This is a genomic window from Lelliottia sp. GFLA7, assembly GCF_056490165.1.
The window spans coordinates 174,037-187,642 of the sequence record NZ_JBWLAQ010000005.1 but is presented as its reverse complement, the minus strand read 5'-3'; the positions used below and the strand labels follow the sequence as shown (position 1 = coordinate 187,642).

Here is a 13,606-nt window from a genome sequence, read left to right as displayed (position 1 = left end):
TGTGGTGGTACAGCACGAAAGTGGGGGTGGTCGACCTGAAGAAAAAGTCGATCACCCTGGGTAAAGGATGTTAAAAAGTGTTCACCATGTCTCCGAACACCTGTCTGCCATGTCTCCGGACCGTACAGTGGGAGAGGGCCGGGGTGAGGGCATCAGACTGCACACTTTAAAAGCAAAACGGTCACAATCGTGACCGTTTTTAGTCTTTGCACCCTCTCCCCGTGGGAGAGGGTCGGGGTGAGGGCATCAGGCCTCACTCCCCCCAAATCTTAGCGGGTACGACCCAGCTTCACGGCTTTGAGCACCACGAATTTATTGTTGGTCGCAATCGTTGTGCAGTTACCGAAGATCTTCTTCAGCTTGTGGAAATAGTCCAGGTGACGGTTCGCCACAATGTACAGCTCGCCGTTAATTTTCAGGCAGCGGCGCGCGTGGTGGAACATCTCCCACGCGACATTATCCGTCAGCGCATGCTGCTGATGGAACGGCGGGTTGCACAGCACGGCGTTAAAGCGGAACGGCTCAACGCCGGACAGCGCGTTGTTGATCATAAACTCGCAGCGATCCAGCGCTTCGGGCATATTGGTTTCAACGTTGAGGCGGCTGGAGGCGACAGCCATTGGCGATTCGTCCGTAAAGAGGACACTCGCCTCCGGATTTTTCTCCAGCAGCGTCAGGCCTACCACGCCGTTACCGCAGCCCAAATCGACGATTTCGCCTTCCAGGTTGCCCGGCAGATGTTCCAGGAAGAAGCGCGCGCCAATGTCCAGCCCGGTGCGGGAGAAGACGTTCGCGTGGTTATGAATAGTCCAGTCGGTGCCTTCCAGCTTCCAGCTTAGCATCTGCTGTGCGTCAACCAACGCAGGCTCCGTGAAGGTACAGTTGATCAGACGCGCCTTTTTCCAGGCCAGCGTCGTGGTGGTGGTACCCAGAATTTTTTCGAACAGCTCCAGCGTGGAGTTGTGAATATCACGCGCCTTTGCGCCCGCGATAATGCGCGTTTGCGGCGTCACGACCAGACGCAGCGCGCGCAGCTGCTGTTCCAGCAGGGCCAGCGTTTTAGGGATTTTAATCAGCACAACGCCCGGCGCCTGCGGGTATTCCGCGGTGCTGTCTAAGAACTTGACGCTGGATTCCGCAATCTCGTTATGGCGCAGGTTCTCGCGGGTGGCGAGTTCGCTAAGATAGGAGTCGCCGATGCTGTAAGGCGTGTGCTCGGCCAGCGCGCAGGCCAGCGCACCGAAGGTATCATTCAGGACCAGAACCGGGCCGCTGATTTCGGTGTCATCCAACTGTTGCAGCAAATATTCATCCGCCGCTTCCCACGCCTGCAGCGGGTTAACGTCGTCCGTTTCCGGGAAACGTTTAAGGTTGAGTGAACGGAAACCGTTGTCTAAGTGGCTCATCGGCCCTCCTGAATGGTAAAATTTGGCGTATCCCTGAAAAGGGTGCGTGAGTATATACCCAAAATCATTCAAGTTGTATCAAGGCGGCAAGTCTGAGAATCCCCGGGAGCTTACACAAGTAAGTGACTGGGGTGAGCAGACGCAGCCAACGCAGAGACAACGGGAAGGATGAAGGGTATACCCGTTTTCCTCTTCATTTGGGGCTTTGATGAACCAACTAACTTATCTCCAGGGCTATCCGGAGAATTTACTGACTCAGGTTCGCACGTTAATTACTGAGAAAAAGCTGGGATCGGTGCTGGAAAAACGCTATCCGGGCACGCACGATTTCGCGACCGACAAGGCCCTTTGGCAGTATACGCAGGATATGAAAAACCGGTATCTGAAGAGCGCCCCGCCAATCAATAAAGTGATGTATGACAACAAGATCCACGTGTTGAAGAACGCGCTGGGTTTGCATACGGCCATTTCGCGCGTGCAGGGCGGCAAGCTGAAGGCCAAGGCGGAGATCCGCGTGGCGACCGTTTTTCGCAACGCGCCGGAAGCGTTTTTGCGCATGATCGTGGTACACGAACTGGCGCATCTGAAGGAAAAAGAGCACGACAAAGCGTTCTATTCTTTGTGCTGCCATATGGAACCGCAGTACCACCAGCTTGAGTTTGATACGCGCCTGTGGCTAACGCATTTATCGTTAAGTAGTTGCTCCTAAATTATTCGAGTTGCAGGACAAGGCGCTTGTGCCTTGAGCAGCGCTGGCGCTGACCCCGAAGGGGCGAGGGCTAGGCCGAGTAACGACGTAGTGAGTCCCCAGGAGCTGACTCCAGTCAGTGACGGGGGTGAGCGAGGAGAGCCATCGTATCTGCAGCGTGAAGAATGACGGGTAAGACACTGGTTTTGTCATGATGCCGTGCTACAGTGACAAAAGGTTCCCCGCTACGGAGTACGTGAACGTTTATGATACGTTTCGCAGTTATTGGTACGAACTGGATCACTCGCCAGTTCGTCGACGCCGCCCATGAAACCGGCAAATATAAACTCACCGCCGTTTATTCCCGCAGCCTTGAACAGGCGCAGTCCTTTGCAAGCGATTATCCCGTCGAACATTTGTTTACCTCGCTCGACGACATGGCGCAAAGCGACGCAATTGACGCGGTCTATATCGCCAGTCCGAACGCTCTGCATTCGCAACAAACCCTACAGTTCCTCGCCCATAAAAAGCATGTGATTTGCGAGAAGCCGCTGGCGTCGAATATTCAGGAAGTGGAAGCCGCTATCGCTCTGGCGCGCGAAAACCAGGTGGTGTTGTTCGAAGCGTTCAAAACCGCCAGCCTGCCGAATTTCCTGCTGGTACAGCAATCGCTGCCCAAGCTCGGGAAAGTGCGTAAAGCGTTTATTAACTACTGCCAGTATTCCTCGCGCTATCAGCGTTACCTGGATGGCGAAAACCCAAACACCTTTAATCCGGCGTTCTCGAATGGGTCGATTATGGATATCGGCTTTTATTGCCTGGCTTCTGCGGTAGCACTCTGGGGCGAACCGCACGGCGTGATGGCCACCGCCAGCCTGCTGGACAGCGGCGTGGACGCGCACGGTGTGGTAGTTCTGGATTACGGTGATTTCAGCGTGACGCTGCAGCATTCTAAGGTCAGCGATTCCGTGCTGCCGAGCGAAATTCAGGGCGAAGCCGGTTCAATGGTTATCGAGAAAATCTCAGAATGTCAAAAGGTGAGCTTTGTGCCGCGCGGTGGAAAGCCGCAGGAGCTGACGCAGCCTCAACATATTAACACTATGCTCTATGAGGCAGAGGTCTTCGCTCGTCTGGTAGAAAATAATGAAGTGAATCACCCTGGGCTGGCGGTGAGCCGTACGACGGCGAAACTGCAGACGGAAATCCGTCGTCAGACCGGCGTGGTGTTCCCTGCGGATGGCGTGAGTGCTGAAGTCACCGCGTAAAGCTGTGTAATAGAATTCGGCCAGCCATTGACGAAACGCGTCTGCTGACATATTTTGTTACCTGCAAAGGGGAGTAACTTCATTGCCGGTGGGTCGTCATTACGATGCGTGCAATACCGCATCCGGTCGCCGGGCAACGAAAAAGAGTCACGAAAACGTGTTCTTTTTGGTTGTAAGTGAGACCTTGCCGGAAGGCGAGGTCCCTGCATAAAAAACGCAACGGCTATCGTCTTCTGACGTTAGCCGTTTTTGTTTTTTTAGAGCCGACCCAGAAGGCGTTATTGGCGCAGACAGTTTGAACACGGGCAGCGCGAAGCAACCGGAACGTACACGGAGTACGTAAGAATTGCGAGCACCGCCGAGGTTCAAAATGGCAAGCAAAATAGTCTTGTGGAGTAGGCTCGTAGCGTAAGGAAAATAGTATGCATTCTGTCGGCACTCCAATGTTATGGGGCGGATTCGCAGTCGTGGTAGTCATCATGCTGGCGATCGATCTGTTTTTACAGGGTCGTCGTGGCGCACATGGCATGACCATGAAACAAGCCGCCGCCTGGTCGCTGGTGTGGGTCACCCTCTCTCTGCTGTTCTGCGCCGCGTTCTGGTGGTATCTGGCCTCAACCGAAGGCCGTGCGGTGGCCGATCCTCAGGCGCTCGCCTTCCTCACGGGTTATCTGATTGAGAAAGCCTTAGCCGTCGATAACGTCTTTGTCTGGCTGATGCTGTTCAGCTATTTCGCTGTTCCTGCTGCCCTTCAGCGCCGCGTGCTGGTGTACGGTGTGCTGGGTGCGATCATCCTGCGTACCATCATGATCTTTGCCGGTAGCTGGCTGATTACGCAGTTCGAATGGCTGCTGTACGTGTTTGGCGCATTCCTGCTGTTCACCGGTATCAAAATGGCACTGGCAAAAGAGGATGAAACCGGGATTGGCGAGAAGCCGCTGGTGAAATGGATCCGTGGACATCTGCGCATGACCGACACCATCGACAACGAGCATTTCTTCGTGCGCAAGAACGGCCTGCTGTTTGCCACGCCGCTACTGCTGGTGCTGATTTTAGTTGAGCTTAGCGACGTGATTTTCGCGGTCGACAGTATTCCGGCGATTTTCGCGGTGACCACCGATCCGTTCATCGTCCTGACGTCTAACCTGTTTGCGATCCTCGGCTTGCGTGCGATGTACTTCCTGCTGGCGGGCGTGGCTGAGCGCTTCTCCATGCTCAAGTATGGTCTGTCAGTGATTCTGGTCTTCATCGGTATCAAGATGCTGATCGTTGATTTCTACCATATTCCGATCGCGATTTCGTTGGGGATTGTGTTTGGTATTCTGGCGCTGACGCTGGTGATTAACGCATGGGTTAACCATCAGAACGATAAGAAACAGCAGGCGCAGTAAACTTCTGCGGTCTGATGCCCTCACCCCAGCCCTCTCCCACGGGAGAGGGTGCAAACACTAAAAACGGTCACGGTTGTGACCGTTTTGCTTTTACCGTGTGCGGTCTAATGCCCTCGCCCCGGCCCTCTCCCACGGGAGAGGGAGCAAACATTAAAAACGGTCACGGTTGTGACCGTTTTGCTTTTACCTCACACAACCCACAATAATGTTAATTTACAGTTAAAAAATATGACGCAGTACGTAAATTCCAGCATTTTACACTTCCCCCTCGGCGTGCTTTCCCTATACTCAACTAGGCAAACATTTACTTACATCCGGACATAAATGCGGCCTAGAACGCATCCAGGATGGAACGCAATTTCACTTAAGGATTGACTATGACCATGCAATCGTCTGGTCTGCTCAAGCGTCTGACGCAGGGCAGCCTGGTTAAACAAATACTGGCAGGCCTGGTTTTGGGTATTCTGCTGGCACTGATCTCAAAACCGGCGGCTGAAGCGACCGGCCTGCTCGGCACGCTGTTTGTCGGTGCGTTGAAAGCCGTAGCGCCAATACTCGTTTTAACGCTGGTGATGGCCTCTATTGCCAATCATCAGCACGGCCAAAAAACCAATATCCGTCCGATTCTGTGGATGTATTTGCTGGGCACGTTCTCGGCGGCGCTGACTGCCGTGCTGGTGAGTTTTATCTTCCCTTCCACGCTGCAATTGAGCACTGGCGCAACTGACATCACGCCGCCTGCGGGTATTGTTGAAGTGATGCACGGCTTGTTGCTGAGCGTCGTCGCCAACCCTATTCACGCACTGATCAACGCTAACTACATCGGCATTCTGGTGTGGGCCGTGGGTCTGGGCTTTGCCCTGCGCCACAGCAATCAAACCACTAAAAACCTGATCAACGATCTTTCCGACGCGGTAACGTTTATCGTTAAGCTGGTGATTCGCTTCGCACCGATTGGTATTTTTGGTCTGGTCTCTTCTACGTTGGCGACCACCGGGTTCTCCGCACTGTGGGGTTATGCCCAACTGCTGCTGGTGCTGATCGGCTGTATGGCGGTCGTCGCGCTGGTGATTAACCCGCTGCTGGTGTTCCTGCAAACCCGTCGCAATCCGTATCCACTGGTGTTGATGTGCCTGCGCGAAAGCGGCGTGACGGCGTTCTTCACCCGCAGTTCAGCGGCGAATATTCCGGTTAACATGGCGCTGTGCGAAAAGCTGAATCTGGACCGCGATACCTATTCCGTGTCGATTCCGCTGGGCGCAACCGTGAATATGGCGGGTGCAGCGATCACCATTACGGTGCTGACGCTGGCGGCGGTAAATACGCTGGGCATTCCGGTGGATCTGCCGACGGCATTGCTGTTGAGCGTCGTAGCGGCACTGTGCGCCTGTGGTGCGTCGGGCGTGGCGGGCGGTTCACTGCTGCTGATCCCGCTGGCCTGTAATATGTTTGGCATCCCGAACGAAATTGCCATGCAGGTGGTTGCAGTGGGCTTCATCATCGGCGTGTTGCAGGACTCGTGCGAAACCGCGATTAACTCCTCAACGGACGTGATGTTTACGGCTGCGGTATGTCAGGCGGAAGACGCGCGTTTAGCGAAGAACGCGTTACGAGGTTAACAGCAAAACGGCAACCCTGAGGTTGCCGTTTTTAGTGTTTGTGCCCTCTCCCCGTGGGAGAGCGTCAGGGTGAGGGCATCAGACCGCGCGGTACTACAGCGTGACACCGCTTTTGAAGATCGCCAGTTCGCGGAAATCATTCTTCTCGTTACAGGTCTGCTTGCCGTTGGCAAAATCCACGATGGTATCGATGAATTCATTCAGCAGTTGCGGCATCGCTTTGCCGTGAATCAGCTGACCGGCATCAAAGTCGATCCAGTGCTTTTTCTTGGCAGCCAGTTCGCTGTTGGTGGCAATTTTTACCGTCGGGACAAAACCGCCGTAAGGCGTACCGCGACCAGTGCTGAACAGCACCATATGACAGCCAGCGCCCGCCAGAGCACTGGTAGCGACGGCGTCATTGCCCGGTGCGCTTAACAAATTCAGACCGTGAGTTTTCAAACGTTCGCCATAACGCAGCACGTCTACCACCTGGCTTGCACCCGCTTTCTGCGTGCAGCCAAGAGATTTCTCTTCGAGCGTGGTGATCCCGCCCGCTTTGTTACCCGGCGATGGGTTTTCGTAAATCGGCTGATTGTGCGCGATGAAATACTGTTTGAAGTCGTTCACCATCGTGACGGTTTTTTCGAACGTCTCTTCATCGCGACAATGGCTCATGAGAATGCGTTCAGCGCCGAACATTTCTGGCACTTCGGTCAGCACGGTCGTGCCGCCGTTGCTGATCATATAGTCAGAGAATTGTCCCAGCATCGGGTTAGCAGTAATGCCGGAAAGGCCATCGGAACCGCCGCACTCCAGACCAAACTTCAGCTCGCTCAGTTTGCCCGGCTCACGTTTGTCGTGACGCATCACGTCATATAACTGGTGCAGTTGCTCAAGCCCCGCTTCCACTTCGTCATCCTGATGCTGACACACCATAAAGTGGACGCGGTCAGGGTCAAAATCACCCAGCGTTTCACGGAAGGCATCGACCTGGTTGTTCTCACAGCCGAGGCCAATCACCAGCACCGCACCCGCATTGGGGTGGCGCACCATGTTTTGCAGCATGGTACGGGTGTTGATGTGGTCGTCGCCTAGCTGAGAGCAGCCGTAGGTGTGGCTAAACAGGAATACCCCGTCGGTGCCTTCGGCATCGTTGGTTTCTTTCAGAAAACGCGTCTGAATTTGACGCGCGATCCCGTTCACACAGCCGACGGTAGGAAGGATCCACAGTTCATTGCGGATCCCCACTTCCCCACTGGCGCGGCGATAGATCTCAACGTCGCGATCTGCCGCCTGCCCAACGTCGGCCTGAAAATCAGGTTGATAGCTGTACTCGTCCAGATCGCTGAGATTGGTGCGGGTATTGTGAGAGTGAATGTATTCACCCGGCGCAATGTCCGCCAGCGCATGGCCGATGGGCAAACCGTATTTCACCACGTTTTCCCCTTTCGCAATGGGGATCAGGGCAAACTTATGTCCACGGCCAATTGCCTGACGTAACGTGACCGAAAGCGTGTCGAAAGTGACTTGCGTACCTTCGGCCAAATCTGCCAGTGCTACGCCTACGTTATCCAGCGAATGGATCTTGATGTATTGCATATCAACCTCAAACGGCCTTAGTTCAGTTCAATGGCGAAGTAGTCGCGCGCATTGTTAAAGCAGATGTTTTTCACCATTTCACCCAGCAGTTGAATGTCAGCGGGCGCTTCGCCTGCTGCCACCCAGCGGCCAATCATCTGGCACAGAATGCGGCGGAAATATTCATGGCGCGTATAAGACAGGAAGCTGCGGCTGTCGGTCAGCATGCCGACAAAGCGGCTTAACAGACCTAACTGTGCCAACTGCGTCATCTGACGTTCCATGCCGTCTTTCTGATCGTTGAACCACCAGCCGGAACCGAACTGCATCTTGCCTGGCATGCCTTCGCCCTGGAAGTTACCGATCATGGTGCCCAGCACTTCGTTGTCACGTGGGTTCAGGCAGTACAGAATGGTTTTCGGCAGCAGGTTTTGTTCGTTCTGTTTGCTCAGCAGTTTTGACAGCTCTTCCGCCAGCGGACGGTCGTTGATGGAGTCAAAGCCGACGTCTGCGCCCAGCAGTTTGAACTGACGCTGGTTATTGTTGCGCAGCGCACCGATGTGATACTGCTGAACCCAGCCGCGACGCGCGTATTCTGCGCCCAGGAAGACCAGCACGGCGGTTTTGAACTGCGCCACTTCGTGTTCGCTTAGACTTTCACCGGACAGACGACGAGCCAGGATGCTATCCAGTTCTGCTTCGTTTGACTCAGCGAAAAGCACCACGTCCAGCGCGTGGTCAGACACTTTACAGCCGTGGGCAGCAAAGTGGTCCAGACGTTTGGTCAGTGCGGATTGTAGATCGGTGAAACGACGGATATCGGTATCTGATACTTCGGCCAGTTTCGCCATATAGTCGCTGAACGTCGCCTGCTCGATGTTGAAGGCTTTATCCGGGCGCCAGCTTGGCAGCACTTTGATATCGAACGAGCTGTCTTTCGCGACGACCGCGTGGTGCTCAAGAGAATCAATCGGATCGTCAGTGGTACCGACCATCTTCACATTCATCTGCTTCATGATGCCGCGTGCAGAGAAATTATCCTGCGCCAGCAGATCGCCACACTGGTTCCAGATTTCGTCGGCAGTGGTTGGCGACAGCAGTTTGCCGGTGATAGCGAATGGACGTCGCAGTTCCAGATGCGTCCAGTGATACAGCGGGTTACCGATGGTGTGTGGCACGGTTGCCGCCCACGCATCAAACTTCTCGCGGTCAGTCGCATCACCGGTACACAGGCGCTCAGCCACACCGTTGGTGCGCATCGCACGCCATTTATAGTGGTCACCCTTCAGCCAGATGTCATACAGGTTTTTGAAGCGATAATTTTCGGCAACCTGCTGCGGCGGTAAATGGCAGTGGTAGTCGAAAATCGGCTGGTCTTTTGCGTAGTCGTGGTACAGACGGCGAGCAAATTCGGTATCTAATAGGAAATCTTCGGTCATAAACGGCGTCATTATCATCTTCCTCTATAACGAGAGCGTCAGAAACTTATGTTCAGATGTTGCAAAGTTATCACACCAATTTCCAGCGGCAGAAGTTTTTTTCGTGAGTTAGATCAATAAACGTCGACAAAATAATTACCCCCAAAGGAGCAAACCTCAACGCAAGCCGCGCCAGCACTGGCTTCATATCGTGAAAATAATGACCACACTAAGATTCACGCTTTTGTGATGTCACTCACCTTTTAAAGTTGTATGACAAGTTATCTTTTCGCCGTCGCAACATATAAGCCGACGGAATGCATTACCGGTGTTTCAACATCGGAATTAGCGGTACGGATACCGACTTATGCACGATTACTTATGGCAAGGTTCGGGCCGTTCCGGGAGTCACTCCCCGTTACGCCCTCCCGTTACAAGACAGCTCCCGGAAACGGTCGAGATGTTACCGCGCTCCGGCGCGGCAATACTATAACGATGAGGTTTTACATGCGTAAAATTAAAGGGTTACGTTGGTACATGATTGCACTGGTGACGCTCGGCACCGTGCTGGGTTACCTGACGCGTAACACCATAGCGGCGGCTGCGCCAACGCTAATGGAAGAGCTGCATATCTCCACGCAGCAATACTCATACATTATCGCGGCCTACTCCGCGGCTTATACCATCATGCAGCCTGTTGCGGGCTACCTTCTGGATGTTCTCGGCACCAAAGTGGGTTACGCCTTCTTCGCCGTAACCTGGGCGATTTTCTGTGGTGCAACCGCACTGGCAGGAAGCTGGGGTGGACTGGCGTTGGCACGTGGTGCGGTCGGTGCGGCTGAAGCTGCAATGATCCCTGCAGGCCTGAAAGCCAGCTCCGAATGGTTCCCGGCTAAAGAGCGCTCCATCGCCGTGGGTTACTTCAACGTCGGTTCTTCTATCGGCGCCATGATTGCTCCTCCACTTGTGGTATGGGCTATCGTGATGCACAGCTGGCAGTTGGCGTTCATCATCTCTGGCGTCCTGAGCTTTGCCTGGGCAATGGCGTGGCTGATTTTCTACAAACACCCGCGCGATCAGAAGAAACTGTCTGACGAAGAACGCGAATACATCATTAGTGGTCAGGAGTCTCAGCATCAGACCAACAATGGTAAAAAAATGACGCCATGGCAGATCCTGGGCACCCGTCAGTTCTGGGGTATCGCCCTGCCACGTTTCCTGGCAGAACCGGCCTGGGGAACGTTCAACGCCTGGATCCCGCTGTTCATGTTTAAAGTCTACGGCTTTAACCTGAAAGAGATCGCGATGTTCGCCTGGATGCCAATGCTGTTCGCTGACCTGGGCTGTATCGTCGGGGGTTATCTGCCGCCGCTGTTCCAGCGCTGGTTTGGTGTGAACCTGATTGTTTCCCGTAAAATGGTGGTCACCATGGGCGCACTGCTGATGATTGGCCCGGGCATGATCGGTCTCTTTACCAGCCCATACGTCGCGATTGGTCTGCTGTGTATTGGTGGCTTTGCTCACCAGTCCCTGTCTGGCGCACTGATTACCCTCTCTTCTGACGTCTTTGGACGTAACGAAGTGGCAACTGCCAACGGCCTGACCGGGATGGCAGCCTGGACCGCGAGTACTATGTTTGCCCTGGTCGTCGGTGCGCTGGCGGATACCATCGGCTTCAGCCCGCTGTTCGCAGTGCTGGCTATCTTCGATTTGATGGGGGCTGTCGTTATCTGGACGGTGTTGAAAAACCAGTCTGCCGAGGAGCTACAAAACAGCTCGGTGGGCGGGCCCGCCGCACAAAGTTAGCCCAGTTCACAATATTGATTAAAGCCGCCTCCGGGCGGCTTTTTTTATGGCGAAACAGGGGGAAATCTGGAGACTGGCTCGCAAAAGTGGTATAACAAATCATCCGTCGTACCTTGCCTGGAGCGCATATGGAAATCACTGAACCCCGTCGTTTGTATCAGCAACTTGCTGCCGAGCTGAAAAGCCGCATCGAGCAAGGCGTCTATTTGGTGGGTGATAAGCTCCCGGCTGAACGCTTTATTGCTGATGAAAAGAGCGTCAGCCGCACCGTGGTTCGTGAAGCCATTATCATGCTCGAAGTCGAAGGTTACGTCGAAGTACGCAAAGGCTCCGGCATTCATGTGATTTCCAATCTGCCGAAACACTCTCCTGTTCCAGACGAAAGCCTGGAATTTGCCAGCTATGGTCCGTTTGAGCTGCTCCAGGCGCGACAGCTTATCGAAAGCAATATCGCGGAGTTTGCGGCGACGCAGGTGACCAAGCAGGACATCATGAAATTGATGGAAATCCAGGACAATGCGCGCAAGGAAAAATGCTTCCGCGATTCAGAATGGGACCTCCAATTCCACGTTCAGGTAGCACTGGCGACGCAAAATACGGCTCTGGCGGCAATCGTCGAAAAAATGTGGACTCAGCGCGTTCATAACCCGTACTGGAAGAAACTGCACGATCACATCGATTTGCGTACCGTGGATAACTGGTGCGACGATCATGACCAAATTCTTAAAGCGCTGATTCGTAAAGATCCGCACGCGGCAAAACTGGCGATGTGGCAGCATCTCGAGAACACAAAACTGATGCTGTTCAACGAAACCAGTGACGACTTCGAATTCAATGCAGACCGCTATCTTTTTGCTGATAATCCCGTCGTTCACCTCGATACAGCATCCAGTCAGGCAAAATAGAAACGCTTTTCGCTGGCAGGCGCACCGATGCGCCTTCCGGCATGCAGGGGTAAGTAAAACAAATATAGTGTCAGCCTGTGTAAAAAGCCTCGCTTCCCTTCCGTTTGTTAAGCCAAAATCATTTATCCAGCCGAGCGCAAATTATCTGACGCAGTACGTTGGGCTTTGTTACAATTGGATGCAAATTGCATTTTTTAGTTAGTGCTTGCTTACCTAGCCATTTTACAGGGAACAGTTCTGGCCATCACAATGTGTCCGCGGGCGACCATAATGAAATTATAAACGATGTCGCTGTGCTGTTTGACCCGGATAACAGGCGAGACGTTAACCGATCTCCAGGAACACTGAATGGAACTTTTGACCCAATTACTGAATGCCTTATGGGCCCAGGATTTCGAAACCCTGGCCAATCCCTCCATGATTGGCATGCTCTATTTCGTCTTGTTTATGATTCTGTTCCTTGAGAACGGACTGCTTCCCGCTGCGTTTCTCCCTGGCGACAGCTTACTGGTGTTGGTGGGTGTTTTGTGCGCGAAAGGCGCAATGGAATTCCCGCAAACCGTTCTCCTGCTGACTATCGCCGCCAGCCTCGGATGCTGGGTGAGTTATATCCAGGGACGATGGCTGGGCAATACGCGTATCGTACAGAACTGGCTTTCTCATCTTCCAGCCCATTACCACCAGCGAGCGCACCACTTGTTCCATAAGCATGGTCTTTCGGCCCTGCTGATTGCCCGGTTCATCGCTTTTGTTCGTACATTGCTGCCAACAATCGCAGGCCTGTCTGGCCTGAACAACGCACGCTTCCAGTTCTTTAACTGGATGAGTGGCTTGCTGTGGGTGCTGATTTTAACCAGCCTTGGTTATCTGCTGGGCAAAACGCCGGTGTTCCTGAAATACGAAGACCAGTTGATGTCCTGCCTGATGCTGCTTCCTGTCGTGCTGCTGGTCTTTGGTCTGCTCGGCTCGGTATACGTGTTGTTGAAAAAGAAATACGGGGCTCGGAGCTAACATGGTTATTTCGCCACTGGCTCTGCGCCGCTTGTCTTATGGGTTGATCGCGTTGGTGCTCCTCAGCGCGTTGATTCTGGTCTGGACCGCACTTCAGCGCCAGGAATCCACCCTGGCGATTCGCCCGGTGAGCCAAGGGGCTAGCGTCCCTGACGGTTTTTATATCTGGCATCATCTGGATGCGAACGGCATTCAGTTTAAAAGCATCACGCCGCAGGATGACGTTTTGCTGATTAAGTTTGATTCCAGCGCGCAAAGCGCCGCAGCGAAGGTTGTTCTCGACCGCTCCCTGCCGCGCGGCTACATCATTGCGCTGCAGGACGATCAAAGCCAGACAGCGGTGTGGTTAACGCGACTGCGTGACACATCGCATCGGTTTGGTTAATTTCCTATATTCTGAATCTTTTCACTCACTTTGGTGATTCCCCCGTTTACTTACTATGCTTAAGTACGCGGAGCACCCCTCAGATGTTCTCCGCATGATACTGGACCGCGGCATTCTCTTTAAAATGCCGTAACACAATGGAAGGTTTCTAT

The 13,606-nt window shown here is 53.7% G+C and carries 11 protein-coding genes; 8 read left to right on the top strand and 3 right to left on the bottom strand.

What is annotated here, in order from left to right:
* Nucleotides 1-269: 269 nt before the first annotated feature.
* Entirely contained in the window at nt 270-1,406 is a 1,137-nt protein-coding gene (gene rlmG, locus AC07RN_RS15885; RefSeq protein ID WP_478336793.1) for a 23S rRNA (guanine(1835)-N(2))-methyltransferase RlmG, read from the bottom strand.
* A 208-nt stretch (nt 1,407-1,614) separates the two neighbouring features.
* Here rlmG and AC07RN_RS15880 point away from each other — a divergent pair, with 208 nt between their 5' ends.
* The 4 genes from AC07RN_RS15880 (at nt 1,615) to sstT (ending at nt 6,369) form a co-directional block, all read left to right on the top strand.
* On the top strand, nt 1,615-2,115 hold the full coding sequence (locus AC07RN_RS15880) for a YgjP-like metallopeptidase domain-containing protein (RefSeq protein WP_478336792.1): 501 nt from the start codon (nt 1,615-1,617) through the stop codon (nt 2,113-2,115).
* 245 nt (nt 2,116-2,360) lie between these two features.
* Nucleotides 2,361-3,359 carry a Gfo/Idh/MocA family protein gene (locus AC07RN_RS15875; protein ID WP_015960526.1) on the top strand — a complete coding sequence of 333 codons (999 nt, stop codon included), beginning with the start codon at nt 2,361-2,363 and terminating at the stop codon, nt 3,357-3,359.
* 422 nt (nt 3,360-3,781) lie between these two features.
* Nucleotides 3,782-4,750, top strand: a complete 969-nt coding sequence (locus tag AC07RN_RS15870; protein ID WP_015960527.1) for a TerC family protein — start codon at nt 3,782-3,784, stop codon at nt 4,748-4,750.
* A gap of 377 nt (nt 4,751-5,127) precedes the next feature.
* Nucleotides 5,128-6,369 (top strand): serine/threonine transporter SstT, encoded by a 1,242-nt coding sequence (sstT, locus tag AC07RN_RS15865; protein WP_015960528.1) that lies wholly within the window; start codon nt 5,128-5,130, stop codon nt 6,367-6,369.
* 93 nt (nt 6,370-6,462) lie between these two features.
* Here the strand turns inward: sstT and AC07RN_RS15860 are convergent, their stop codons facing one another.
* Both AC07RN_RS15860 and uxaC read right to left on the bottom strand, forming a co-directional pair.
* Nucleotides 6,463-7,950: a UxaA family hydrolase gene (locus AC07RN_RS15860; protein ID WP_015960529.1), complete on the bottom strand. Its 1,488-nt coding sequence runs from the start codon at nt 7,948-7,950 to the stop codon at nt 6,463-6,465.
* Nucleotides 7,951-7,967: 17 nt separating this feature from the next.
* A complete protein-coding gene (uxaC, locus tag AC07RN_RS15855; protein ID WP_478336791.1) occupies nt 7,968-9,380 on the bottom strand; it encodes a glucuronate isomerase in 1,413 nt (470 codons plus the stop codon).
* Nucleotides 9,381-9,854: 474 nt separating this feature from the next.
* Between uxaC and AC07RN_RS15850 the strand changes: the two genes are divergently transcribed.
* From AC07RN_RS15850 to mzrA, 4 genes are all read left to right on the top strand, one after another.
* Nucleotides 9,855-11,153 (top strand): MFS transporter, encoded by a 1,299-nt coding sequence (locus AC07RN_RS15850; RefSeq protein ID WP_041689534.1) that lies wholly within the window; start codon nt 9,855-9,857, stop codon nt 11,151-11,153.
* 128 nt (nt 11,154-11,281) lie between these two features.
* On the top strand, nt 11,282-12,058 hold the full coding sequence (exuR, locus tag AC07RN_RS15845; RefSeq protein WP_015960532.1) for a transcriptional regulator ExuR: 777 nt from the start codon (nt 11,282-11,284) through the stop codon (nt 12,056-12,058).
* A gap of 348 nt (nt 12,059-12,406) precedes the next feature.
* Entirely contained in the window at nt 12,407-13,069 is a 663-nt protein-coding gene (gene yqjA / locus AC07RN_RS15840) for a DedA family general envelope maintenance protein YqjA (protein WP_015960533.1), read from the top strand.
* A 1-nt stretch (nt 13,070) separates the two neighbouring features.
* On the top strand, nt 13,071-13,454 hold the full coding sequence (gene mzrA, locus AC07RN_RS15835; RefSeq protein ID WP_015960534.1) for an EnvZ/OmpR regulon moderator MzrA: 384 nt from the start codon (nt 13,071-13,073) through the stop codon (nt 13,452-13,454).
* Nucleotides 13,455-13,606: the final 152 nt, after the last annotated feature.

Bases quoted from the DNA above. Each gene is read 5' to 3' on its own strand.
- rlmG (WP_478336793.1), bottom strand. From the start codon at position 1,406: ATGAGCCACTTAGACAACGGTTTCCGTTCACTCAACCTTAAACGTTTC.
- AC07RN_RS15880 (WP_478336792.1), top strand. From the start codon at position 1,615: ATGAACCAACTAACTTATCTCCAGGGCTATCCGGAGAATTTACTGACT.
- AC07RN_RS15875 (WP_015960526.1), top strand. From the start codon at position 2,361: ATGATACGTTTCGCAGTTATTGGTACGAACTGGATCACTCGCCAGTTC.
- AC07RN_RS15870 (WP_015960527.1), top strand. From the start codon at position 3,782: ATGCATTCTGTCGGCACTCCAATGTTATGGGGCGGATTCGCAGTCGTG.
- sstT (WP_015960528.1), top strand. From the start codon at position 5,128: ATGACCATGCAATCGTCTGGTCTGCTCAAGCGTCTGACGCAGGGCAGC.
- AC07RN_RS15860 (WP_015960529.1), bottom strand. From the start codon at position 7,950: ATGCAATACATCAAGATCCATTCGCTGGATAACGTAGGCGTAGCACTG.
- uxaC (WP_478336791.1), bottom strand. From the start codon at position 9,380: ATGACGCCGTTTATGACCGAAGATTTCCTATTAGATACCGAATTTGCT.
- AC07RN_RS15850 (WP_041689534.1), top strand. From the start codon at position 9,855: ATGCGTAAAATTAAAGGGTTACGTTGGTACATGATTGCACTGGTGACG.
- exuR (WP_015960532.1), top strand. From the start codon at position 11,282: ATGGAAATCACTGAACCCCGTCGTTTGTATCAGCAACTTGCTGCCGAG.
- yqjA (WP_015960533.1), top strand. From the start codon at position 12,407: ATGGAACTTTTGACCCAATTACTGAATGCCTTATGGGCCCAGGATTTC.
- mzrA (WP_015960534.1), top strand. From the start codon at position 13,071: ATGGTTATTTCGCCACTGGCTCTGCGCCGCTTGTCTTATGGGTTGATC.